The sequence below is a fragment of the Pontibacter sp. SGAir0037 genome (assembly GCF_005491705.1).
Taxonomy (GTDB): Bacteria; Bacteroidota; Bacteroidia; order Cytophagales; family Hymenobacteraceae; genus Pontibacter.
Window position 1 is genome coordinate 1595423 of record NZ_CP028092.1, and the last position, 24287, is coordinate 1619709.

Below are 24287 nucleotides of genomic sequence, written 5' to 3' on the forward strand. Positions count from 1 at the left end.
CTTTTTTTTACTGCTACTTAACTACACCCATAACAGCATATTTCACCCATGTCAGAACATGCTAAAGCTAGCTTTGGCCGAAAAGCACTTAAATTTACAGGTATTGTGCTGGCATGCGTGGTAGGGCTTATTCTGCTGGCGCACCTGGCACTTCTTTTTCTGGCAGAGCCTTTGGCAGAAAAATACCTGAAAAAAGGAATAGCTAACAGTTCTGATGGCTTGTATAAACTGGAGTTTGAGAACCTGACGCTAAGCCTGCTATCAGGGCAAGTGGCCATTGAAAACCTGCATCTCTCCTACGACTCTACTTTGCATGTGCAACAAGTGGCAGCCGGTAAAGCCGGGCGTTATTTAGTTGATATCAAAGCCCCTCTTTTTTCCATCGATCACGTTAATTTTATAGATATTATTTTTAATAAGCATGTGGGCATTAAGACCATTTTGCTGGACCGGCCGGAAGTGCGGCTTACAAGTGACGATCAGGTACAGAAGCAGAATGAACAGGAGAAAGAGACTGCTCTGACTGATTTTATCAGATCATTCAGCATCAAAGAAATAAATATAAACGACGGCACCTACCACTATACTACCTTTAACAAAGGTAATTTACCGCGTCACGACCTCCACCATGCCACCTTACAGATAATGGATTTCCGCCTGGATTCGCTTGACCAACCCGACCATACCCGTTTATTTGAGGCAGATGATGTACAATTAACCGCTGGGGATTATGAGTATCATTCGCCGGATAGTGTGTATGCCGTACGGATGGCACATCTGGCTTATTCTTCCAAACAAGGTGAGCTTACGCTGAAAGGCTTTGAAGTCATATCGAATCACCAGGCGAACATGGCACTTGCACCGGAAGAATCGAGCAGATCGATTTACGACCTGAAAGTGCCGCTTTTAAAAGTAACAGGTCTGGATGTGGTAGAAGCATATAAATCCAAACAACTGCTTATGCAAGAGGTAGAGCTGAACGAAGCAGCACTATCCATCCTTAAAAACAGCAATATTCCCTCTGCAACCGATCAGCCACAATTAAAAGACCTTTATGCAGACCTTTCCCCTTATCTGAAAGCAGTAGGCGTTGCCTCATTCAGCGTTAACGATGGCTATTTTATTCTCCGGAACAAAATCGATGAAATCACTACCATCCACGAGCTTCAGAAAGCTGACATTGCGGTAAGAGATATCCTGCTGGATTCAGTTTCATTATTTCATACAAGAGAAAAGTTCTTTCTGCAAGCAGTTGAATTAGCAGCAAAAGACTATCGTTATCAGCACCCGCAGAGCCCTTACAACCTGGCTATCGGCAGTTGTCGTTTCTCTTCGAGCGATCAGCTGATACAATTAGAGTCGATAAACTTAGAAGGTGATACGCGTAAGAATGACCGCCTGAAAACAACTGGGCATGCTGTTCCGGTTGTTTACAGCCTGCAGGCAAACAGGTTGAAAATAAACAACACTGATCTGCTGGAGGCTTATAAAACAGAACGCCTCTCTTTAGACAAAGTAGTGCTGCAGCAACCGGCCATCACAGCCGTTCGCGATCTTCACCTGAAGTCTGAAAGCGCCGAGAAAACCTTACGTGAAACCTATGCTGCCCTTTCAGGATTTGTGAAGCAAATCAGCCTGAATGCCCTGGAGCTGCAGGATGGTTCTCTCACCCATTATACCAAAAAAAATACTGTCAGCCGTACCCAAAAGCTGGCGCATGCAACACTGATAGTGCGCAACATGGAGCTGGATTCGGTGTTTTTTTATGCTCCGGAAGAGCGTCTCCCCATGCAGGATATCGTCTTGCAGGTAAGAGATTATACGTACACCCTGCCTGATCATACCCAGTCTTTTTATTTGGGAAGCGTTTATTACAGTTCCCTTCAAAAAAAGCTTACAGCACAAACAATTCGCGTATCGTCTGATCCGGAAGCCAATGAACGGTTAAAACATGCCAACACAGCAAAGCCTTACCTGTTCGATATAGCTGCTACTATGTTAAGTATAGATGAAATAGATTTGCTGGAATCCTATCGGTCGAAAAACCTTCAGGTAAACGAAGTGGTTTTACAGGCACCGGATCTCAACATTTTACAGGACAGAGATATTGTAGACGCACAACAAAACCAGGACGAGCAGGCACAGGCCTCCGAATTGTTTCAGGTAATTAACCATATCCGGGTAAATGCGATCAGGCTCCGGCATGGCACCTTTACCCTCCGCGAAAATAAAGAAAAGATTATACGCACACAGGTGCTCAAACAGGCCTCTGCCACTCTTTTAAACCTGAACCTTACTCCTCAAACCGTTAACAGTCCGGAAGATAAGTTTCCGATCGACGACCTGATACTGACGGCTCAGGACTACTCCTACCATACACCAAACGGGCTGTACACATTTCTGCTGGATAGCATACATTACTCGACTCAAAAGCAGGAGTTATTTGCCAGGTCTATCAAACTACGATCTAACAAAGATGCTAACGACAGCCTGAAACAGGAAAACCAGGCCAGCAGAAACCTATTTAATGTTTCGGCCGCTAATTTTTCAATCAAAGGACTCGATATAATTCAATCCTATCAGACAGGGAGATTCAACATTTCAGAAATCATTCTTAATGAGCCCGAAGTAGCTATTTTACAGGATCAACGTGTGGTTGCCGGCAGCCAGCAAGAAGATGAAGAAGCCATCTTGGGAGAGGCTGCCGAAGTTGTAGAAACTTTCCAGGTAAACCGCCTCAGAATAAGCGATGGTAATTTTCAGCTGAAAGTTCTGGAGGATACCATCGTCAGCTCACAGTCGCTGGCAGAGGTTTCGCTGGTATTGGAAGGACTGCGGGCGGTTTCCATGCAAACCAATGACCCGCTGGAGATGTTTACGGCGGCAAACCTGGGTCTGCACTTACAGAACTACACGTATACCATGCCGGATAGCCTGTATGTGCTGGAGGTGGGGGAAATAACCTCTTCTCTTCGTGAACAATCCTTGCAGATAAAGAATGTTTCTTTTACGCCTTTATTAAGCAGAGAGGATTTCACAAAGAAACTGCCATACTCCAGTGATCGCTATGAAATACATGTGCCGCTAATACAGCTACTGGATATAGACACAAAGGCGCTGTTTAATATGCAGGATATACTGGTGCATCGGATTAACGTGCATGACCCGGTTATCGATATCTACCGGGACAACCGGGTGCCGCGTGACCCAAACAAGAAACCATTTACCATACAAAAGATGCTGCGGCAGATCAAAGCTTACCTGCTTGTCGATTCCGCTGCGGTTTATAATGGCAAACTTACTTATTCAGAAATTTCGCCAAATGGCTTAAAACCCGGACAGCTGGTTCTCGACGACATGCACCTGAGGCTCTCAAACATAACAAACGACTCGGTGCTGATAGGGAAGAAAAATTTCCTGACGGCTAAAGGCGTTACGCAGCTAATGGGCAAAAGCGAGTTAAAAGTACAGTTTCTCTTTGACCTGAATCATCCCGAAGACAAATACTCTTACGAAGGTACGCTCCAGCGAATGAATTTTGAGGAGTTTAACCCGCTCCTGGAAAATATCGCTTTTATTAAGTTTGAAAGCGGCAAAATCAACCACGTCAATTTTAAAGTTAATGCAACAGAGCATCTGGCAACAGGACAGATAAATTTCTATTACCAGAACCTGGATCTGCAACTGGTAAAGAAAGACAACCCTGCTAAACCAGGATTCTTTTTAAATGCTGCCAGTTACTTGCTCAACCATATGGTGCTCAAATCTAACAACCCGCGCAGAAAAGGAAATTTCAGAGAAGGCACCATTGAAGTGGAGCGGGATTACCAGAAGTCAGTTTTTAACCACATGAGTAAAGCCATGATCAATGGCATTGCCACCAGCCTGATGCCTCCACTGGTTGAAAAAGTAGCAGGCTTATTTATGGAATTTTAATTATACAAAACAGGCTTGTACGCGTATGCTATAAGCAGAACTTGTTTCACCTAAACATAAGTTAACATGACCTTCTACTCTACCAGCCAGGAAGATATTATTTTTGATGCAGCCCGCAAGGGAGATGTGGATTACCTGAAACAACTTTTTGAGCAGAAAGTTGATCTGAACATTCAGAATGCCAAAGGCTTTACACCTCTTATTGTGGCCAGCTACGATGGCCACCTGGAAGCAACAAAATTATTACTCGAAGCCAAGGCTGATCCCAATGTGCAGGACCTGAGCGGCAATACAGCCTTGATGGGTGTGTGCTTTAAAGGATATCCGGAAATAGCGAAGCTGCTGATAGAAAACGGTGCTGAGCTCAACATGCAGAACGGCAATGGCGGAACAGCACTTATGTTTGCCACTTTATTTGGCCGTAATAAACTTGTAGAGCTCGTGTTATCATACGGGGCCGACAAAACTATACGAGATGTGCGGGGGCTCACGGCTTTAGACCTGGCGTATCAGCAGGGCAATACAGAAGCCATAGAACTCCTGCAATAGTTCAGCTGCATCACCCAAACTAAACAAAGCCGCCTGTTTAATCCGGCGGCTTTCTGTTTTACAGTATAGCTGTAGTTGCAGCACCTGTTCACCTCCTGAGCGTTCAGGTTTTGGTCTTTTTCTTTTTAGATGCAGGAAACAGAATGTTGTTCAGGATGAGCCGATACCCCGGCGAATTAGGATGCAATGCCAGATCTGTCGGCTCTTCTCCGGGAGAGTGCATATAGTCTTCCGGATCGTGCCCGCCGTAAAAGGTCCAGGTGCCGCGGCCCAGTGTGCCGTGAATATAGCGTGCTTCATCCACCACAGCTGCTTCACCCATAACGGTTACATCCGATTTTATAAGCTCTTTTTTAAAGGCAGTGGTCTGGCCGATAAACCCTTTCACAGTTTTTTCATGGTTTTGTGTGAGCATGGTAGGAATGGGATCCCATTTGGCTGAAAAAGTAAAGAGCGTAAAAAAATCGTTTTCCTGAGACAGGCTCCGCTCCCACCGTGAATTATCTATGTCTGAAAACCCTCTGTCGTAAGGCTCCAGGCGGATGGCAAAATTTCGGAAAGCGAACGTACGGCTGTAATCCAGCTTTTGCTGCGCTTTAGGATCCACTCCATCCCCGTCAAAAACAGCATCTACAATATCTACTCCTTCAGCGGCAAGGGCTATGTCGTAGGTATCGGTGGCAGAGCACATGGCAAACATAAATCCGCCACCGGCAACAAATTCCTTCATTTTTTTGGCCACACCCAGTTTCATCTGCGACACTTTGGTATAGCCAAACCGACGGGCCACATTTTCAGATTCCTGCTGCTGGCTGCGCAGCCATTCCTGGTTCCGCCGCCGGCCGATAAACTTCCCGTACTGCCCGGTAAAGTCATCGTGGTGCAGGTGCAGCCAGTCATATTTAAGCAGACCGCCCGCCAGCACCTCTTCGTCGTAAAGCATATCATAGGGTATTTCAGCATAAGTAAGCACAAGCGTAACGGCATCGTCCCAGGGCTGCTTCAGTTTTGGAGAGTAAACAGCAATGCGGGGTAGCTTCTCCAGTTTCATTACCTCCATGTTTGCTTCTACGCTAGCTATCTCTGTTAAAATAGCATGATACTGCGCTTCGGAGATAACACTATAGCTGACGCCCCTCACCAGCAGCTCCCGCTCCCATTTTTCGGAATGCTGAAAGGCAAAGCTGCCACCGCGGTAATTCAGGAGCCAGTCCACCTCCTGTTCCTGCTGAAGCATCCAGTAAGCAATTCCATAGGCTTTCAGGTGGTCTTTCTGCGACTGATCCATGGCTATAAAAAGATGTGCTGCAGCAGAAACGTGAGCCAGCAGAAAAAAGAAGGCGATGCTGAGTAGGAAAGTTTTGCTCATCATATCTGGCCTGTTTGGTACCTAACCAAATATAAGAAGGAATAGTCAGAACATCAACTATAACTATCTTAAAATCTGACATATACACAGAAGCTATAGATATAGAAACACAGCTGCCCAAAAACAAAATAGCCTGTGCGTTGCGGCACAGGCTATTTTGTTGGACCTGTTAATTTTAATGAAAGTACTTTCTAAGAAGGCATGTAAGATAATTCTACCCTGAACTTCTGATCTACCACACCAAGCTTCTGGCAGGCTTTTTTAGAAATTCTCACTACAACCTTGTCGTTAGCGCCTGTATCAGGCAGCTTTCCGATCACCCGAACATAAACCACCTGACCATTCATCATATTTTTTACCTGCATAATAGTACCCACGGGTGCTGATTTATGCAAAGCGAGGTATTTATTGGTATCTGATTTGGGGTCTATCACCTCGGCCATACCACTTTCCATCACCCGCCTCATGCCGGAGCCTGCTTCCTCATCTTCGTCGGCGCGAGCGGTATTAACCACGGGTTGAGCCGGAGTGCTGACAGTCGTTACAGGCGTAGCAGTACTTGCTGTCTCTACAGAGGCGGTAGCCGTTTCTATGGTTTTATCCTCTACCATAGAATCATCAGGCTCAGGTATATACAATGGTTTTTTAGAAGCAGTGGCACCGCCTTTTCCAACCACCAGCGAAGAGCCGATATTTACCTGGTCAGAAGAAAGGTTATTCCATTTTTTGATATCCTCCACCGATACATGGTGCATGCGGGAGATGGCATAAAGCGTTTGCTTTGGTTCCACAACATGCAGTTTGTCACCTTTATCATTTACAGTAAAAGTGCGGGAAGAGGCCGGGGCATCTGTTGCAACGGCTGCCGGACTTGCTTTTGCAGGAGCCGCTGCCCTGGTTGCTTTTTCCTGCCTCGGAATGAGCACAATCTGGCCAATAGCAATAGTAGACTCCACCTTCGGATTTGCTTCCACAATCTGTGAAACAGGCACGCTGTATTTTCTTGAAAGGGCGTAAAGAGTTTCTTTCGGCTCTACACGGTGCTGAACAAACAGCTTTCCGTTTTTACGTTCAACTCCGACAGAATCCCGAACAGCGGGCATTTCTAAAGCTGAAGCAGAAAAAGAGACCAAAGGTGCAGCTAAAAGTGTAAAAAGTAAGTTTCGAACCATGGCTCAAAAATAAGCTAAAAATGAAGACTGTGAACTACCAGTGAGTTCCTATCCTGAATAAAGTATAAATTCTTCCCAAAGATAAAAAAAGTATCGGTACCAATCCCTTTTAATCTGGTGCCAAGCGTTACATGAAGGTATAAATTTCCGCGCAAATCAAAAACTGTTAAGCCATTATTCAGCTTATCTTCCCTGTCTTTTTCGTAATAACTGCTGATGATAAACTTTTCTGTTTCAGCATATTCTATCGCACCTGTTGCCTTAATGTTAAGCTGCGCCTCCAGAAATTCCTGAACCATTGTAAAATAAGCTTCACCTTGCCGGTAATGCATCGGAAAAATGCAGTTTTTATAACGCTCCTCATGAAAACCGGCTATGGCATCTACTACCTGCTGCTGCGATATTACTTCCCCTGTTTCAGCGCCTGTTCTATAGTTTACAACCTTAAAGCTGGTAGCCGCATCGGCAGGCTGCACCAGAAGCCCCTGCTCTCCTACGCCATAAAAACGTAACGTATCCTGCTCCCATTGCATTGTGTTAGCCGGTACAGCAAATGCTCGTATACCTTTATGTTCTCCCATCTGCTGATCGCCGTAGCCATGCAGAAAAACCAAACCATCGTGGGCGTCTTCCAGGCCGAGCCACCAGGTCAGGGTATTCTCCAACTGGATCGGCAACAGGTTAAATATCCGAGCGTCCAGGGAAAAGAAATGCGCCAAAAGCACCTCCGCATCCCGTACCTCGATGGCCAGTCTGCTTTGCACGGTATCAAGGCAAATACGCCACACCGGAGCGCCAAAATCGTATCTGTAAAGAAGAGGAAGAATAACCTTTTTTTGTTAATTTAGGATAATAATTTATTATCCTGCAATTTATGAAATTAAACTATAAGAACCGGTACCAGTTGCTGCTCTGTGTCCTGCTGGGCATTTTATTTCTGCCTTTGCGCATGTTTGCCCAGGAAGCAAAGCAAAAAGTCTTTGTCATGAAAATTGAGACAGAAATTGACCCGCGTACCAACCGCTACACCCAACTGGCGCTGGACGAAGCTACCCGTGCAGGGGCAGATCATGTATTGCTTGAGCTCGACACCTTTGGAGGTGCCTTAAATGATGCCGATGAAATCAGAAAGCGTCTGCTGGAGTACCCAAAGCCAGTCTATGTATTTGTCAATAAGAATGCGGCTTCTGCCGGGGCTCTTATTTCCCTTGCCTGCGACAGCATCTATATGGCTTCGGGTGCAAACATTGGTGCCGCAACCGTGGTCGGGGCAGACGGCTCGGCAGCACCTGGCAAATACCAGTCGTACATGCGGTCTATTATGCGCTCTACAGCCGAAGCCAATGGCCGTAACCCCCACCTGGCAGAGGCAATGGTCGAGGCAAGCGTAGACACCACATTGTCTGCCGGACAGGTACTTACGTTAACAACTACAGAAGCGCTCAAGTTTGACTTCTGCGATGGCCGGGCCAACAGCATAGAGGAAGTGCTGGCGCAGCTTCAGCTGCAGGATGCGGAGGTGATCAACTACGAACTCAGCACCACCGACAACATAATTGCTTTCTTTCTGAACCCCTTCGTAAGCGGCATATTGATCTTGCTTGTGTTAGGAGGCCTGTATTTCGAACTACAGACACCCGGAGTAGGATTTCCGCTTCTGGCTGCCATCATCGCCGGTGCCCTATACCTGACACCCCACTACCTGAACGGGCTGGCTGAGCATTGGGAAATACTGCTGTTTGCAATCGGGCTTGTTCTCATTGGGCTGGAAATGCTGGTTATTCCCGGCTTTGGAGTAGCGGGTATAAGCGGTATCGCGCTGGTCTTTCTATCGCTCTTACTCATTATGGTCAATAACCAGGCATTCGATTTCACCTTTGTTTCTTCTGATGATATCCGTAGAAGTATGCTGTCTGTTGTTATTGGTATGATCGGCGCAGTAGCCATTGTCTTCTTAACCTGGAAGCGTATGTTGAATAGCCGGGCCATGCAGCGCCTGGTCCTGAACAACACCTTTCAGAGCAATGAGGGTTATCGCTCTGCGAATACGGCTGCACACCTGGTGGGTAAGGCCGGAGTCGCTTTCACCCGTATGGCACCTACCGGACGTATTATCATTGATGATATTCTTTATGATGCCCAGGCCCGTGATGGTTTTATTGAAAAAGGAGAAGCAGTGGAAGTAATCGACCAGAGTACCTTCTCTTTAAGGGTAAAGAAAAAGGTGGCCCGGGAAGTTGTTTCTTAACGGGCTATACCTGCCCTTTTCTTTTGAACAGGCATCCCCGGCAACAGATCGTGCCGGGGATGCCTGTTTATAGGTTTTAGTTTCCTCCTGTCCGGTTCAGTTCATCCAGGTTCACGTTTCTTTTCCTGGCCTGAAACTCTGAGCCTTTGTTAAAACGGTAACGAAGACTGAACCTCACTGCTCTTGCGCCATGGTACTGATCTATAGCATTTACATTGCCGTTCAGCTCCGCCTCCACATGCATGATCCTGCTTCTGAAAATGTCGGAAGCATACAAAGTAGCTGTTAGCTTATCGTTTAAAAAGCTGCGCTTTAATCCGGCATCTATCCAGGCCTGGTCCTGCATGCGATACAAACCATAAACCGTCGGACTCTGGTAAGCTCCGTTTACTTCCAGGCGTAATCCATGGGGCAATACAATGGTGTGGTTAGACTGTGCAATCAGAGTAACTTGGCTGTTCATAACCGGTTTTCCTTCAGCGAAGCTGGCATATTCCTGGTACATGCCTATTATATTATTATTGATGTCCCATTTACCGGAAATCCGGACAGGCAGTACCAGTGTAGCATTGATACTTTCAAGGCTCTTTATGTTCTGCTGCTGAAACACTGTTGTATTGGTTTCGGCATTCTGGTTCGGGATCTCAGCCATAAAATCTCTAGTATAAGCATAGCCAATTACCAGGTTGTATGTTTTTCTGAACGTTTGGGCCAGTTCAAACGAATTAACATACTGTGGCCGCAGGTTCGGGTTTCCCTGTATTGAGGTATACGGATCGAGGTAAAATATAAAAGGATTCAGGTTCTGATAATTTGGCCTGTTGATGCGGAGGCTGTACTTATAGCTGATCTGGTAATTTTCCGACACATGTTGCTGCACAAAAATACTCGGAAACAGATTCAGATAATTACGCACCGTAGGCTGCATATAATTGAGTGAGGTGCCCGTAGAAGAAGTGTGCTCTGCCCGTACACCACCCTGAATGCTGAGGCGCTTATGGATGCTGGCAGACACATTCGCATAAGCGGCATAAATCCTTTCTTTGTAAATAAAATGGTTGCTACGATCCGGGTCGATAGTTTTCTGATCGCCGTTTGTTACATAAAAACTAAGATCGTTGTCAGAGGTTACCTGGCTTGCTTTTACGCCCAGTTCAAGTTTAGTTGTTTTGTGAAGTGGTTTGGCAAAATCAATTTTGGCAGAGTAAATGTCATAATGCACAGGATTGGTACTTAATAGCAGCTCGTGTGTCTGTGCGGCTGTATTATTTAGCGGCATATACCTGTTCGTAAAGTCAAAGTCATCGTGACTGCTGATGGTTACATAGTCAAGATCAGCTGATAGAGTTGTGCCTGCTGTATCCAGCTTGCCGAGGTAGTGCACATTAAAGGTGCCATTCTGATAGCTGCCTTTGGAGTGATTATAAGAATAGATGTAGAGATCATTCGCTGCCTCACCATCACGTAAGTATGAGTCGGTTTCAAAGGAATTGCTGTTACTGTTAAACGACAGATTAGCCATTGCACCGATACTATGCCGTTCGTTCAGATCGTAGTCTGTTCCGATTCTTAAAGAAGGTTGGGTACGCTTCCCTTCTTCGAAAATCTTTTGGTCATACTTGCTTTTGCTTCCGTTTTCGTTTGTGAAAATACGGTTCATTGAGGCATCACGGTAGCGCACACGTTCAGCAAAATCTATGCTCCCAAATGAATTCCACTGACCACTTTTATGGCTGATTTCGGCTCCACCTGTATAGGAGCTATAGTTGTTGTACTGGTAGCCGGCATTTACACTGCCATTCATCCCTGCCTGCTGTTGCTTTTTCAGGTTAATATTGATAACACCCGATGCCCCTTCTGCATCGAAGCGAGACGAGGGGTTGGTGATAATTTCCAGCTCTTTAATGTTTTCTGCTGACATCCCCTGTAACAGGTTCTGCAGTTCCTTTCCGGATAAATAAGATCGTTTGCCATTGATCATGATCTGTACACCTGCTTTGCCATTCAGCTGCAGGTTTCCATCCTGGTCAATCCATACTCCGGGAGATTTAGAGAGCACTTCGTACGCTGTACTTCCGCTTGCCATTGCGGTCCCCTCTACACTAACTACCATCTTGTCAGGGTGAGTTACGATATTAGGCCGCAGCGAGAGGACTTCTACTTCTCCAAGTGTTTGAGCATCTTCTTTCACCTGAAGCTTTCCAAAATCTTTTGAAACGGAAGATGCCGTAATTTGAAATGGAGCTGTTTTGTACGCTGCATAGCCTACGGCGCTGATCTGGAGCTGATAGTCACCTGCTGCTGGCATTTTAATCTTAAACTGTCCATCCATACCGGCTATGGCACCTGTCACTACTTTAGAGGTAGCCAGTTCCAGAACGGCCACATTGGCAAAACCTACTGCCTCTCCCTTTGCATCAACTACCGTACCCGATAAAAGATGTTCGGATTGTGCAAAGGCAGATTCACAGAGAATAAAGAACAGAAATAGAGAGAATAACTTTTTCATAGTGTTTATTATGTTGCGTTGTTGTTTTGGTGTTACAAAGAAAGTTTACAGTACTATGTAATGCAAGGTACTTTCTACACAATAAAACAGTTTCTCGACCAACAGGACCTGAAACTCTATGAAAGTCGCTATCACCGAATGCTGCAATAGGTGTCCGTTCATCAAAAACGAACTTAAAGTAAAGCAAAAGCGGCTGCTCCCTTCCGGAAACAGCCGCCCTCGTTGCCAGGTATACTTAACTTCTATAGCTGTGAGATAGATACAGCTTAATCCAAACCGCCACTGCGAGTTGGGGAACGCAGTGCAGGCCAGGTCATTTGCTGGCCCGTACGTGGATTAACCGGCAGCACAATCTGCTCACGTGAGGTTGTTGTAGGGTCTTCGCTTGCCATATAGGCCAGTATAGCCGCAAGAATAACATTGCTACGAACATCATCAAACACAATTTTATCAAAGGTGTCTCTGTTGGTGTGCCAGGTATATGTTCCATAAGACCAGTTTAAAGAACTTAATGAGAAGGCAGGCGCGCCGGCAGCAACAAAAGAAGCATAATCAGAGCCTCCCCCACCTGGAGAACCCGGGAAAGTTGTTTCGATGGAGCTGGTAATCTCTCTTGGCACCGCATTTAGCCAACGGCCCAGGTAATCATAGGCGTGTAAAAAGCCCTGGCCGGAAATATTTGCCACTCTGCCTGTACCATTATCCTGGTTAAAAAGAGCCTGCACGTTTTTTACAATTTCCGGATGGTCTTCCACAAAAGCACGGGAACCGTTCAGGCCCTGCTCTTCGCTGCCCCAATGCCCTACCAGAATGGTTCTTTTAGGGTTAGGATACAACTTCTTCAGGATACGCATGGTTTCCATCATCATAATTGTACCTGTTCCATTATCTGTAGCACCCGTTGCGCCATCCCACGAATCGAAATGAGCAGAAAGAATTACATACTCTTCCGGCTTCTCTGTACCTTTAATTTCTGCAATGGTATTAAATGTAGGAACTTTGCCTGTATTCCTGGATTCAGCCTGAATCCTGATCTTTGGCTTTTCTCCATTCTCAGTTAAGCGGTAGAGCATGCCGTAATCCTCCAGGGCCACATCAATGGTAGGAATTTTCTTGGTATAGGCGCTAAAAATTTTGTTTACACCGAAACCGTTCGACCAGTTAGACATAACAATGCCCACAGCTCCTGCATTTTCGAGGGCAACAGGCAAGGTGCGGGCATTTAAGCCGGTTTTAGCAATTCGCTGACGCCATGCTTCGGTTTGTGCGGTGCGGGCTTCCTTCATTTTCTCAAAAGACTCCGGCGTTGCAAACTCCTTCCAATTGTAATCAGGTCGGCCCGTAGGCTGGCTCATCGAAATCATGACTATTTTGCCTTTCACGTTTGGCAGCCATTTTTTAAAGGCAACGGAATCCTGCACATCTGGAATGAGAATTAATTCTGCCGTTACTCCTTTCTTAGAAGTGCCAGGGCTCCAGGCCAACTGCATCGCCTCCAGCGTTCTTACACGCGGGTGAATCATATCTACGTGCGTTATTCCTCTTTCCCAGCCTCTCCACTCACCCCATTTTTCGTTCCTGGCCGGAATGTCCCAGGTCTGGTATTTGGCAACTGCCCAATCATGTGCTTTTTGCATTTGCGGCGTACCCACCAGGCGGGGGCCCACCACATCCATCAGCTCATAACCAAGCTTTTCAAGTTGTGAGTTTTCGGTAGCTTCCTTCACAATGTTATCTACTACAGTGTTCTGAGCCTGTACCAAGCTCATACTGCCCGATAACAGCAGGAGCATACAGAATGATCGTACTGTTTTTTTCATCTTTTAATATATAAGGGTTAGAAAGTATAGAATAGCTTCAGGAAAAACTATTCTGAAAGTGAAGGCAAATTAAAGAATGAAGTCGTTAATTAAAACTCCGGCAGCATTATTAGCTGTACCGGCCTGCTTAATATTTCTTCGGGCAAAGAAATATTGTCATCTAATTGCCTATACCGAAGCTGCTTTTCAAGTAATATTGTAAAATCTTTCTGGTTTGGTTTTGCTATATGAAGCGGTACATACAATACGATGCCTTTAACATTTACTCTTTCGAGGAGGAAACCTGGCCGCACCCGATGCACAAGCATACCTACTTCGAAATTATCTTCATCAGGGAAGGCTGCGGGAAACACCTTATCAACGACAATGCTTTCACTTACAAGAAAGGAGATGTGTTTTTACTTGGCCCGGAAGATTACCACTTATTTGAAATTGCCAGCAAAACCTCTTTTACATTTATTCGCTTTTCAGAGTCTTTTGTGACCGGCTCGTCTGTTGGTAGCGGCAAAGGCTGGACAGATATGATCGGGATGCTGCTAAACTCGCCTTATCAGTCCGGTGGGTCTGTCATCAGGACGGAAGAAGATAAAAAACAGCTTTACCACCTGCTCGAAGTCCTGCTCTACGAATACAGCAACAGGCACGAGTATACCTACGGATTGATCATGGATCATCTTTTAAAAGTGATCCTGAGTATAATTGCCCGTAATTTGTCCAGGCAGAATCACCTGGTTTCGAGCAAAAGCTCCCGGATCGTAGAAGAAATTCTGCTGTATATCAGGCAGCACATCTATACTCCTGAAAAGCTCCGGATGGAGGTGATAGCCACACAGTTTTGTTTCTCGAAAAATTACCTAAGTATTTTCTTTAAAAACCAGACCGGTGAATCGCTGCAGCAGTATATTCTGAAGTATAAACTGCGACAAGTCGAAAACAGGCTGCATTACAGCAACCTTACCCTTTCGCAGATTGCACATGAGTTCGGCTTTTCTGACATCAGCCACTTCAGCAAAATTTTCAGAAAATACTATGGCATGTCTCCCAAAGACTTCAGAGGCAGCATTGCCTGACACAAATAAGAGAAGTTTAAAACAAAACAGCTTGCTTCTGCTTAATGAGCATGAGCAAGCTGTTTTGTTTACATGCTATAATTCCTTAATAAGCCTGATTCATCTGTTCTGTTTCCAGCTTAAAGTCTGAGGTAAAATGGAATTTTATAGCTGGGTAATATTCCTGCACAGAGCGTAAGCCCCAGGCGGTATCAGCAAAAAACACCGGATTGCTATCTTTGTCGTAAGCAATGCTGCTGCCTTTGAACGCTATAAACTTGGCAAGCGCATCTTTGTCATCCGACGTAATCCAGCAGGCTTTATAGTAATTCAGGTGATACAGGTCACAGGTGGCGCCGTATTCCTGCAATAGCCTGAACTTGATTACATCAAACTGAAGCTCCCCTACCGTACCAATGATCTTACGGCTACCCGGCTGCTGCACAAAAAGCTGCGCAACCCCCTCGTCTGTCAGCTGCATGATGCCTTTTTCCAGCTGCTTGGTTTTAAAAGGATCTTTATTAACAACTTCTTTAAAGATTTCGGGTGAGAAACTTGGAATGCCTTTATAGTGCAATAATTCACCTTCTGTAAGCGTATCGCCTATTTTAAAAGAGCCGGTATCGAAAAGCCCTACCACATCCCCGGGCCAGGCTTCCTCTACCAGGTTCTTTTCGTTAGCCATAAAGCTGGTAGGGCTGGAAAACCTGATCTTCTTGTCGAGCCTGGTATGGTAGTATAACTTATTACGCTCGAACTTGCCGGAACAAACCCGGCAAAAAGCAATTCTGTCGCGGTGGTTGGGATCGAGGTTGGCATGTATTTTAAATACAAAACCGCTAAATGCTTCTTCTGTTGGTTTCACTTCACGCTGTGAAGCCTCACGTGGCTGTGGATGTGGCGCAATTTTAACAAAGGTATCAAGCAGCTCACCTACCCCGAAATTATTAATTGCACTGCCAAAAAAGACAGGTGCCAGGTAAGCTTCCCGGTAAAGCCCCAGGTCAAAGCCTTCGTAATACTCTTCCAGGAACTCAACATCGCCCCGCAGCTTTTCAGCAAATTTCTCTCCTATCAACTCATCTAGCAAGGCGTCGTTAAGATCAGCGATCTCTACTGCATCGTCAGACAGTTTGGTTTTGTTAACTGAAAATAAACGTAGCTGCTTTTCGTAGATATTGTACACTCCTTTAAATGTGCTTCCGATGCCAATGGGCCAGCTAAGGGGGCGTGTATGAATGTTCAGCTCTTTCTCCAGCTCATCCAGCAGTTCATAGGGATCTCGCCCTTCCCGGTCCATTTTATTAATGAAAATGATTACAGGAGTATTGCGCATGCGGCAAACCTGCATCAGTTTTCGTGTCTGCTCCTCTACCCCTTTCACACAGTCTACTACCAGTATAACACTATCTACAGCCGAAAGCGTACGATAGGTATCTTCAGCAAAGTCGCGGTGACCAGGTGTATCCAGTATGTTTACTTTGTGTCCGGCATAGTCGAAGCCCATAACAGAAGTCGCCACCGATATACCTCTTTGTTTTTCTATCTCCAGAAAGTCTGAAGTGGCACTTTTTGTGATTTTATTGCTTTTCACCGCACCGGCAGTATTGATAGCACCGCCAAAGAGTAGCAGCTTTTCTGTTAAAGTTGTCTTGCCCGCATCCGGGTGACTGATAATAGCAAAAGTTCTGCGTTTTTGAATTTCTTTATCTACCATTTATATATGCTTCGACTAATAGTATTTATCAGTCTTTTTTTATCTGTTTCATCTCCATTCAGGAAGCGTTTCTACAGGAAGAAAGCCAGCACCTGAAGTGAAGAGGTTTCAAAGTAAAACCCGATCTGCAAAATTACGCATTTCTCCCGCTCTAAAAAACATAAGCCGTAGCATCGTTAGTTTCATTTACCTGAATATCAATTAGGGCATGCATAAGCGTTGAGCAGGATTAGAAGCAGTTTACAGGCGATTACTCACCGTATAAATACCTAGTTATTGCCCGAGAACTTGTGTTTGTACTTTTTTAGCAGAAATTATACTCATTTTAACACTTTTCAGGCAGCTTTTTTTCGATTTGTTACGTAAGGAAGACAAAAGTTTCTGAAGGCGCAGTTAAGGCTTAGCTGAGATTAACTATTTGGAAACAAACACAGGCTAAAGCGCCTGTAGAAGGAATCAGTGAAGATGGTTGGAAGTGAAGAGAGGTTTCTGATACCTACGTTTTTAAATGTCTATGACACATAACATTATATCCGAAAACAAACTAAGAGTTTCCTCTAACAATAAGAGCGGAACTTACATTTTTGCCCTTTATGCAAAAGATAAAGTGGTGCATGTTGGCAAGTGTAAAGACATTCACACGTTTATTGATGGGCAATGCCAGAAGCAGGAAATCAGCTTCGACCGTTTCACCTACACCTTTATGGAAGGCGTACAACCTGAGTCTGCTGAATCAAACTTGATGCTATCGGTTGCCATTAACCGTTTAATGCCTCAGCACCAGGCATTACAGGCGGTTGCCCCCTCTACGGTAGAAAAAGGAAGAGTTGTTTATCAGTTACCCGAAAGGTTTGCTGCCAATGCCTCAACGTTGCGCATTTTAGATGAGCACGAAGAAGTGTTTGCCAATAACAGCCTGCTCCACCAGATCGCAGTTTAAGCCAGCGTGGCAGTAGAGTTCTGCAACAGCTTTCGTATGGCTCTTGCTTTAAACCTATGGTGAACTATATCCTTCTGAAACTTTAACTTCCAGATACCCGCTTTTGGGTTTTTTAGAAGCGTTAGCGTATTTCACCACACTTCAAATAAATTCTGAAGGTGGAACCGATGCCTAACTGACTTTCAAGTTCAATTTTACCATCGCAATTGTCGACAATTCTTTTTACAATGGCCATGCCCATGCCGGTTCCTTCTACATGTGCATGCAATCTTTTGAACATGGCGAAAACTTTTGCCTGGTCCTCTTCTTTCAGGCCCAGCCCGTTATCCTGCACTTCAAAAACAGTATACTCTTCTTCTTTGTAAGAACGGATCCTGATATAAGGCTTTCGGTCCGGGTTGCGGTACTTGATGGAATTTGAAACCAGGTTGTAGACGATACTCTTTAAGTTCTTCCTGGAAAAAATGATTTGCGGAGCTTCGGAAAAATCATCTTCTATGATGGCCTCATGCTCCTGGATCAGGTCCACAATATTTAATTTTACATCTTCCAGAATATCCTGAAAGTTGATTATATCTCTTGAAGCGGCCTCTTCATATTGTATCTTGGCCACTTCCGTCAAATCCTGTAAGGTAAGTTTAAAGCGTTTAATGGCATCGTCCATCATGTGCATCAGCGGTTTTACCTCATCCAGGTAAGCCTCCTTTTCACGAAGGGTTTCCGAAAGCGCTACCACAAGGCCTTCAATATTATTGATGGGCGCTTTCAGGTCGTGAGACGCCGTATAAACAAAGTTATCGAGATCGCGGTTTACACGCAGTAACTCTTTGGTACGTTCGTTCACACGCTCCTCCAACTCCTGGTTAATTTCCTGGGTGCGCTTATTTACTTTTTCAAGTTCTTTCTTCTGAAGGTAATAACGCACAAAAGTAGCCACTTTGGCTTTGGTGATGTAAGGGTGCAGCGGCTTAAACAGGAAATCCACAGCCCCTGCTTCAAAACCTTCCACTACATGAGAGGTTTGCTCGTCTATGGCAGTTACAAAAATAATCGGTATTTCCCGTGTTTTGGAGATGTCGCGCAGGTAGCGGGCCACTTCATAGCCGTTCATGCCCGGCATCTGAACATCAAGCAGAATAAGGGCCAGTTCTTCCTGCAACGCAATCTTCAGTGCCTCCTCACCCGATCTGGCAAAAAGGTAGGTAATAGCCTCTTCCTCCGTCGAAAGCAAACTTTCCAGGCTTACAAGATTCTCCACCTTATCATCCACCAGTAATATCTTTACCGGATGAACAGAAGCTTGTAGCGGAGAAACTGGATTCATGTGAGGTTCAGTGATCATGTAATGAAAGTAAATAATCTTGTATACCAGCCAGGTTTAAAACTGTACAGGAAGGCACTAACTGAATAGCAGACAAGGGCATGGTATTCACTTCTGCTTCCGAAGGGTCTTGTACGAGCACATTTCCCCCTTTCTCGTAAATGCTTTTTATGCCGGAACTGCCGTCTTTACTGGCCCCACTCAATAGTATACCTGTCATGTTTTTTCCAAAAATATCAGCTGCACTGGTGAACGTAACATCAATGGAAGGACGAGAGTAATTCTCCAGATCCGATACATCCAGTGAGAACGTATGATCCTTTTCCAGCAGCACGTGGTAGTTTGCCGGAGCCAGGTATACGTACCCGGGCTGTAGCCTCTCTTTCTCCTCTATTTCATGCGGCACCAGGGCAAGCTTATTTTTAAAAACGCTTTCTAAGTTACCGTCATTGTTGCGCAGGCGGTGCAGCACCAGTATGATCGGTACAGAATAATTGGCCGGTAAAGCTTTCAGAATGTGCAACGAGGCCTGAATACCTCCCCAGGAGCCTCCCATCACAATTAGTTGCGTTACCTTTTCCATCAGCTTATTTTGCGATATATCCGGTTTTCTTTATCAACAACATGATACTTGCTGTTGATCTGCGACATCGCTAATGTTTCTTTTTTACCCAGGGCCATATACCCCAGCTCCACCAGGCTTGCATCGAAAAGCGTGAACACTTTTTCCTGTAAATGCCGGTTGAAATAAATGAGCACATTCCGGCACAGGATCAGGTGAAACTCATTAAATGAAGAGTCTGTAGCCAGGTTATGCGGGTAAAACACTACATTCTTTACCAGGTTCGAATCGAATTTTATGCTGCCATAGTTACTCAGGTAATAGCTCGAAAATTCTTTTTCCCCACCCGAGGCATAATAACCTGCCGTATAAGAAGCGATTTGAGAGGCAGAGAATATTCCTTCCTTCGCCTGCTTCAAAACTTTCTGGTTAATATCGGTCGCGTAAATTTTGGTTCTGTTTAACAGCCCTTCTTCCTCCAGCAGAATGGCCAGCGAAAAAAGCTCCTCTCCGGTTGAACAACCGGCATCCCATATTTTTATGAACGGGTACGTAGACAGAATGGGTAATACCTTCTCCCGCAACGACAGGAAAAACGTCGGGTCGCGGAACATCTCTGTTACATTCACCGTGACTTCCTGAAGAAAGCCTTCAAAAAAATAGCTGTCTGCTGTTACCGCAGCTTTCAAGTCGGCAACCGATACCAGGGCCTTGTTAACCATAAACCGCTTTATGCGGCGGTAGACTGAAGCCCGGGCATAGCCCGTAAAGTCATAACCATACTGCACCTGAATATGCCTGATCAGATCTTCCGCCTCCTGCTCAAATTTCTCCTCATTCTCAAGCTTCATAAAGCCACACCCGCATTAACGTAAGTAATTTGTCTGTGTCTACTGGTTTTGGTATGTAATCAGAAGCTCCTGCTTGCAGGCACTTCTCTTTATCTTCTTTCATGGCTTTGGCGGTTAGGGCAATAATCGGGAGCTTTCTAAAACGGATTTCATCCCTAATTCGTTTTATTGTTTCTATACCGTCCATTTCAGGCATCATAATATCCATCAGCACCATGTCTACTCCTGTCTCCTGCTGCAGTTTTTCCAGGGCTTCCTTGCCATCGTAAGCAGCCACTACCTGCATGCCGTGCAGCTCCAGCAAGCTGCTCAGCGAGTAAATGTTGCGTACATCATCGTCGGCAACCAATACTTTTTTCCCCTGCAGAATTTCTTCCGGCACATGAAGCTTCATCTTAAAGTCTTGTTCCGATGACGGAAGCTTCTGGTTAACCTTGTGCAGGAACAGCTGGACTTCATCGAGCAGGCGCAGGTACGAGTATTCATTTTTAATGATAATCGTATTGGCAAACTCCTTCAGCTGTGTTTCCTCCTGCTCGCTCAGGTCTTTACCGGAGTAAATGATAATCGGAATATCCAGCAAACCTTTCTTGGACTTGATGGCTTTCATCCAGTCATAGCCCTTCATACCCGGAAGGTTCAGGTCCAGGATAATGCAGTCGATCTTCTGTTTAGCCAGTACCCGTTCTGCCTCTTCGGCTGAGTAGGCTGCCGTTGAATGCAAACCATGCGCCAGCAATAGTTCCGCCACCGCCTTGTTTTCCACCTCATTGTCTTCCACAATCAGGATGTTTTCGATAGACCGGTCTGAAATAGCCGCTATGGAACTAAAGGCTTTGTTGAGCATCTCCAGCGTAACCGGCTTTGGCAGGTATTCGTCGTTGTCATGGTAATCGCCTGTTACATCTTTATCGTAAGCCGACATGACATGCACGCTTACATGGCGCAGCTCTTTATCTTCCCTGATCTCGCGAAGCACATCCCAACCGGTTGTATCCGGAAGATGTATATCGAGCAAGATAGCGTCTGGTTGCGCTGTCCTGGCTATCTGTAAGCCTTCGGCGCCGGAATAGGCCTGGTGTACCTTAAACTTCTTCGCCAGGGCAAAGTCAGCCAGAATATCACTGAAGCCTTTATCATCTTCTATGATAAGCACGACAATCTCTTTCTTCTCCTTCGTCTCCATGCGCTCAAACATCTGGTTGATGGAGCTGGCTTTCGGTTTATACTCCGGAACGCTTTCGGCTGGCTTTGCCGGTGCCTTCCTGATTTCCTGCTGCAAATCTATTGGCAGGTAAAGTGTGAAGGTGCTGCCCCGGCCCGGCTCGCTTTCCAGCATCAGTTCTCCTCCTAAAAGAGCCGCCAGTTCTCTGCTGATGGTAAGCCCGAGTCCGGTGCCGCCGTATTTACGCGTTGTGGAGGTATCGGCTTGCTGAAAGGCTTCAAAGATCAGGCTCTGTTTATCTTTTGGAATACCGATACCTGTATCACGCACCTCAAAGGCAATGACCTCTGCCTGCTCCCGAAGCTTTTCTGAACTGAACCTCGGTTTATTTTCTACGGCGTAAACCGAAAGCTCTACCTCGCCACCCGGCTCCGTAAATTTGATGGCATTCCCGATAAAATTCTTCAGGATCTGCTCCAGCCGGAAACGATCGGTGGTAATGGTGTTATACCCGTTCAGCTGATAGTGTTCTCTAAACCGGATATCTTTTTTAGCGGCCATTTCCCCGAACAGTGGCTCCATGGAAATATCCCGCAGCCTGATCTGTTCCAGTTCCAGCTTAATCATACCCGATTCTATCTTCGAAAGATCAAGAATCTCATTGATCAGCTTCAGGAGGTCGTTGCCTGAATTATGGATAATCTGGGCATGATCTATCTGTTTGGCTGTTAGCGTTTGGTCCGGGTTATCTGAAAGCAGCCTGGAAAGGATAAGAATACTATTGAGAGGCGTGCGCAGCTCGTGCGACATATTAGCCAGGAAGTCGCTCTTATACTTACTCACCGTTTCTACCTGCTGCATCTTCAGCTCGATGGCTTCGCGGGCATCTTCCAGGGCTTTGTTTTTTCCGCGAAGCTCTTCATACTGCTCTTCAAGCAGCTGTGCCTTTTCTTCCAGTTCCGAATTTTTCTCCTGCAACTCTTCCTGGCTTACGCGAAGTTCTTCTTCCGAAGCCTTCAATTCGGCGTTTAACTGGCGTAGCTCTTCCTGCTGTGTCTCCAGCTCTTCTGCCTGGTTCTGCGTTTCGTATAACAGCTCCTGGGTCTGCAGGTGCGCCTTCAGGGTATGGATGATAATGGACACCCGCTCGGCAATGGTTTTAAAGAACTGCTCGTGCGTCTGGCTGTATACCCTTCTGGAGCAAAGCTCTATTGCCCCGACAATAGTGGACGAAAACTGCAGGGGAATGATCATGATAGATGCCGGATCTATCTCAGAAAGTCCTGTTTTAATCTTCAGATAATTATCTTCAACGTTATCCAGCACCTTAATCTGGTTTTCGCTTACAGCCTGCCCAACCATTCCGGTACCAATTTTAAATTCGGGTAACTGCTCCAGGCTCTGATCTACGCCATACATAGCAGCAGGTGTCAGGCTGCCGTTATCGTGGTGCAGGTACATAATGCCTGCTTCGGAACCAGTATAGGCACATAAAAAGGAGATCACCTTTTCAGCCATACTATGCAGCGCGTTTTCTCCGGTAATCAGATTATTCAGATCAGATACACCTGTGAGCACCCAGCTTCTTCTTTCATTGTCTTCTGTGAAGCGCTGCAGGTTTTCCTTCATGTCTTTGATGGAATAGCTCAACACATCCTCCGGACTTTGCACTTCCACATCCAGGTTATAGTTGCCTTCTCCAATTGCACGGGCCACATCCGACAGGTATACATTCTTTTGCAGCACACCACGAAAAGACTCTGCCACTTCCCCGATTTCATCTTTGCTGTCAATCCTGATAGTAACATCGGTAGCACCAACCCGAATCCGGTCAGCAGCCACCCGTAAAGCCGACAAAGAAGAAGCGATAAGGCTGATAATATAGTAGGAAAGCAGCGAGGTGAGCAGCAGCACAACGACCATAGTTACCGAAATAATCACCATAGAAATCTGCATCCTTTTGCTTTCTTCATCGGCTTTGTTTCTGATAGTGGCTATCAGACTTTTTTCTACGGCATTCAGCGCTTCGATAGATTCTGAAAACTGATTGAATACAGTAACCGCGTTATAAGAATTCAGTTTAACCTGAGGATTCTGGCGAATCTGCTCCAAAACTCCGGCAGTTGCTTTATAATTAGTTGTTTCCAGAATTTCCAGCACTTTCTGCACATGCGCTTTATCTCCGTTCAACACAAATTCATTGATGGCCCTTTCATAGAATTCCCGTTGAGAGGTGATAGAAGCAAAATCTTCATAGCTTAACTGCTCGTTATGCATCACACGCATCAGAAAGCTCCTGATTCTGCCCAACTGTATTTTAGCCTCAATCAGGTTCTGGAAACTTGAAAGCTGCATGCTTAAGGCAGGATTGTTTGTTTGGATAACGTTTGCATCAACCCTTTCTAAAAAGTTAAATATCAGATTAGTTGAATACTGCCTGAAAGCTATTACATCCAGCCTGTTATTATCTAGGTCATTTCTGTAGTTGTCGAGGTTATTAACAGCAGCCAGATTAGGAATTCTTCGGCCAGTACGTTCGGCAAAGGCCTCCAGTTCTCTTTTGGTGTCATCTGTATAAGAACGCTGGTTCTTTGCTTCGAGCAGATAAACCAGCTCCCCTTCCGAGGCCGCTAAAATTCTTGCCCGTTCCTTCTGAAAAGCATGAATAAAATCAGAAATCCTTTCCGACTCCTCCAGCTTCACGATTTCATTCTCCAGTTTGTCGTTTTCTTCTATCTGAAATCGTATAGAAGCATAAACAAAGAAAATAAGAGGAATCAGTAACAGGGATAAAAGCATGATCAGTTTATCCCTGATCTTAAGGTTTTTTATAAAGTTCATCTTTGCGAGTATATTCAAGAGGAAAGGCGCGACACCTTTGATATGCAAATTAAAAAATCTTAAACAATATATCCTTGTTAAAGTGTTGCAACATCAAATAAGCTTCACCTAAAGCTCTCCTGTTTTCTTTATCTTCCACCATAGGGGCAATGAATCGATACATTTATATAGTGTAATATAAGGCATCCACTACGTAATACATTTGAAGAAAGTTTTTGTTTAAAAAATTACCTTTGCG

Annotated in this window: 15 protein-coding genes; 5 read left to right on the top strand and 10 right to left on the bottom strand. The window is 45.3% G+C overall.

Going from position 1 to position 24287, the window contains the following annotated elements; all coding sequences use genetic code 11:
* The first annotated feature begins 48 nt into the window (after positions 1 to 48).
* Positions 49 to 3936 carry a hypothetical protein gene (locus tag C1N53_RS06625; protein ID WP_137758560.1) on the top strand — a complete coding sequence of 1296 codons (3888 nt, stop codon included), beginning with the start codon at positions 49 to 51 and terminating at the stop codon, positions 3934 to 3936.
* 66 nt (positions 3937 to 4002) lie between these two features.
* A complete protein-coding gene (locus C1N53_RS06630) occupies positions 4003 to 4485 on the top strand; it encodes an ankyrin repeat domain-containing protein (protein WP_137758561.1) in 483 nt (160 codons plus the stop codon).
* A 103-nt stretch (positions 4486 to 4588) separates the two neighbouring features.
* Here C1N53_RS06630 and C1N53_RS06635 read toward each other — a convergent pair whose 3' ends face one another.
* From C1N53_RS06635 to C1N53_RS06645, 3 genes are all read right to left on the bottom strand, one after another.
* A complete protein-coding gene (locus tag C1N53_RS06635; protein ID WP_137761417.1) occupies positions 4589 to 5854 on the bottom strand; it encodes an asparagine synthetase B in 1266 nt (421 codons plus the stop codon).
* A 191-nt stretch (positions 5855 to 6045) separates the two neighbouring features.
* Positions 6046 to 7026, bottom strand: coding sequence for a LysM peptidoglycan-binding domain-containing protein (locus C1N53_RS06640; protein ID WP_240773412.1), 981 nt, complete (start codon positions 7024 to 7026; stop codon positions 6046 to 6048).
* Between the two features lie 14 nt (positions 7027 to 7040).
* A complete protein-coding gene (locus C1N53_RS06645; RefSeq protein ID WP_168193979.1) occupies positions 7041 to 7790 on the bottom strand; it encodes a DUF4905 domain-containing protein in 750 nt (249 codons plus the stop codon).
* A 110-nt stretch (positions 7791 to 7900) separates the two neighbouring features.
* On the opposite strand from C1N53_RS06645, the gene C1N53_RS06650 reads away from it, so the two are divergent.
* Positions 7901 to 9274 carry a nodulation protein NfeD gene (locus C1N53_RS06650; protein ID WP_137758563.1) on the top strand — a complete coding sequence of 458 codons (1374 nt, stop codon included), beginning with the start codon at positions 7901 to 7903 and terminating at the stop codon, positions 9272 to 9274.
* Positions 9275 to 9350: 76 nt separating this feature from the next.
* On the opposite strand, the gene C1N53_RS06655 is transcribed toward C1N53_RS06650, so the two are convergent.
* Positions 9351 to 11783 (bottom strand): TonB-dependent receptor domain-containing protein, encoded by a 2433-nt coding sequence (locus tag C1N53_RS06655; protein ID WP_137758564.1) that lies wholly within the window; start codon positions 11781 to 11783, stop codon positions 9351 to 9353.
* 266 nt (positions 11784 to 12049) lie between these two features.
* The gene (locus tag C1N53_RS06660) at positions 12050 to 13603 is read right to left on the bottom strand and encodes a M20/M25/M40 family metallo-hydrolase (RefSeq protein ID WP_137758565.1); all 1554 of its coding nucleotides are present in this window, start codon (positions 13601 to 13603) and stop codon (positions 12050 to 12052) included.
* 227 nt (positions 13604 to 13830) lie between these two features.
* On the opposite strand from C1N53_RS06660, the gene C1N53_RS06665 reads away from it, so the two are divergent.
* Positions 13831 to 14673: an AraC family transcriptional regulator gene (locus tag C1N53_RS06665; RefSeq protein WP_137758566.1), complete on the top strand. Its 843-nt coding sequence runs from the start codon at positions 13831 to 13833 to the stop codon at positions 14671 to 14673.
* A gap of 85 nt (positions 14674 to 14758) precedes the next feature.
* On the opposite strand, the gene C1N53_RS06670 is transcribed toward C1N53_RS06665, so the two are convergent.
* Complete coding sequence (locus C1N53_RS06670) at positions 14759 to 16369, bottom strand: peptide chain release factor 3 (RefSeq protein WP_137758567.1); 1611 nt, start codon at positions 16367 to 16369, stop codon at positions 14759 to 14761.
* Between the two features lie 514 nt (positions 16370 to 16883).
* Between C1N53_RS06670 and C1N53_RS06675 the strand changes: the two genes are divergently transcribed.
* Positions 16884 to 17309 carry a hypothetical protein gene (locus tag C1N53_RS06675; protein ID WP_137758568.1) on the top strand — a complete coding sequence of 142 codons (426 nt, stop codon included), beginning with the start codon at positions 16884 to 16886 and terminating at the stop codon, positions 17307 to 17309.
* Between the two features lie 121 nt (positions 17310 to 17430).
* Here the strand turns inward: C1N53_RS06675 and C1N53_RS06680 are convergent, their stop codons facing one another.
* Genes C1N53_RS06680 through C1N53_RS06695 form a run of 4 tightly spaced genes read right to left on the bottom strand, consistent with a single transcriptional unit; the run spans position 17431 to position 24049 of the window.
* A complete protein-coding gene (locus C1N53_RS06680; RefSeq protein ID WP_240773413.1) occupies positions 17431 to 18633 on the bottom strand; it encodes a response regulator in 1203 nt (400 codons plus the stop codon).
* A 7-nt stretch (positions 18634 to 18640) separates the two neighbouring features.
* Positions 18641 to 19213 carry a chemotaxis protein CheB gene (locus C1N53_RS06685; protein ID WP_137758570.1) on the bottom strand — a complete coding sequence of 191 codons (573 nt, stop codon included), beginning with the start codon at positions 19211 to 19213 and terminating at the stop codon, positions 18641 to 18643.
* Positions 19213 to 20043, bottom strand: coding sequence for a protein-glutamate O-methyltransferase CheR (locus C1N53_RS06690; protein WP_137758571.1), 831 nt, complete (start codon positions 20041 to 20043; stop codon positions 19213 to 19215). Before C1N53_RS06690 ends, C1N53_RS06685 begins: the two co-directional genes overlap by 1 nt.
* A complete protein-coding gene (locus C1N53_RS06695; RefSeq protein WP_137758572.1) occupies positions 20033 to 24049 on the bottom strand; it encodes a response regulator in 4017 nt (1338 codons plus the stop codon). Before C1N53_RS06695 ends, C1N53_RS06690 begins: the two co-directional genes overlap by 11 nt.
* Positions 24050 to 24287 lie beyond the last annotated feature (238 nt).

Excerpts from the sequence above, each read along its gene's own strand:
- C1N53_RS06625 (WP_137758560.1), top strand. The coding sequence starts at position 49 with ATGTCAGAACATGCTAAAGCTAGCTTTGGCCGAAAAGCACTTAAATTT.
- C1N53_RS06630 (WP_137758561.1), top strand. The coding sequence starts at position 4,003 with ATGACCTTCTACTCTACCAGCCAGGAAGATATTATTTTTGATGCAGCC.
- C1N53_RS06635 (WP_137761417.1), bottom strand. The coding sequence starts at position 5,854 with ATGAGCAAAACTTTCCTACTCAGCATCGCCTTCTTTTTTCTGCTGGCT.
- C1N53_RS06640 (WP_240773412.1), bottom strand. The coding sequence starts at position 7,026 with ATGGTTCGAAACTTACTTTTTACACTTTTAGCTGCACCTTTGGTCTCT.
- C1N53_RS06650 (WP_137758563.1), top strand. The coding sequence starts at position 7,901 with ATGAAATTAAACTATAAGAACCGGTACCAGTTGCTGCTCTGTGTCCTG.
- C1N53_RS06655 (WP_137758564.1), bottom strand. The coding sequence starts at position 11,783 with ATGAAAAAGTTATTCTCTCTATTTCTGTTCTTTATTCTCTGTGAATCT.
- C1N53_RS06660 (WP_137758565.1), bottom strand. The coding sequence starts at position 13,603 with ATGAAAAAAACAGTACGATCATTCTGTATGCTCCTGCTGTTATCGGGC.
- C1N53_RS06665 (WP_137758566.1), top strand. The coding sequence starts at position 13,831 with ATGAAGCGGTACATACAATACGATGCCTTTAACATTTACTCTTTCGAG.
- C1N53_RS06670 (WP_137758567.1), bottom strand. The coding sequence starts at position 16,369 with ATGGTAGATAAAGAAATTCAAAAACGCAGAACTTTTGCTATTATCAGT.
- C1N53_RS06675 (WP_137758568.1), top strand. The coding sequence starts at position 16,884 with ATGACACATAACATTATATCCGAAAACAAACTAAGAGTTTCCTCTAAC.
- C1N53_RS06680 (WP_240773413.1), bottom strand. The coding sequence starts at position 18,633 with ATGAATCCAGTTTCTCCGCTACAAGCTTCTGTTCATCCGGTAAAGATA.
- C1N53_RS06685 (WP_137758570.1), bottom strand. The coding sequence starts at position 19,213 with ATGGAAAAGGTAACGCAACTAATTGTGATGGGAGGCTCCTGGGGAGGT.
- C1N53_RS06690 (WP_137758571.1), bottom strand. The coding sequence starts at position 20,043 with ATGAAGCTTGAGAATGAGGAGAAATTTGAGCAGGAGGCGGAAGATCTG.
- C1N53_RS06695 (WP_137758572.1), bottom strand. The coding sequence starts at position 24,049 with ATGAACTTTATAAAAAACCTTAAGATCAGGGATAAACTGATCATGCTT.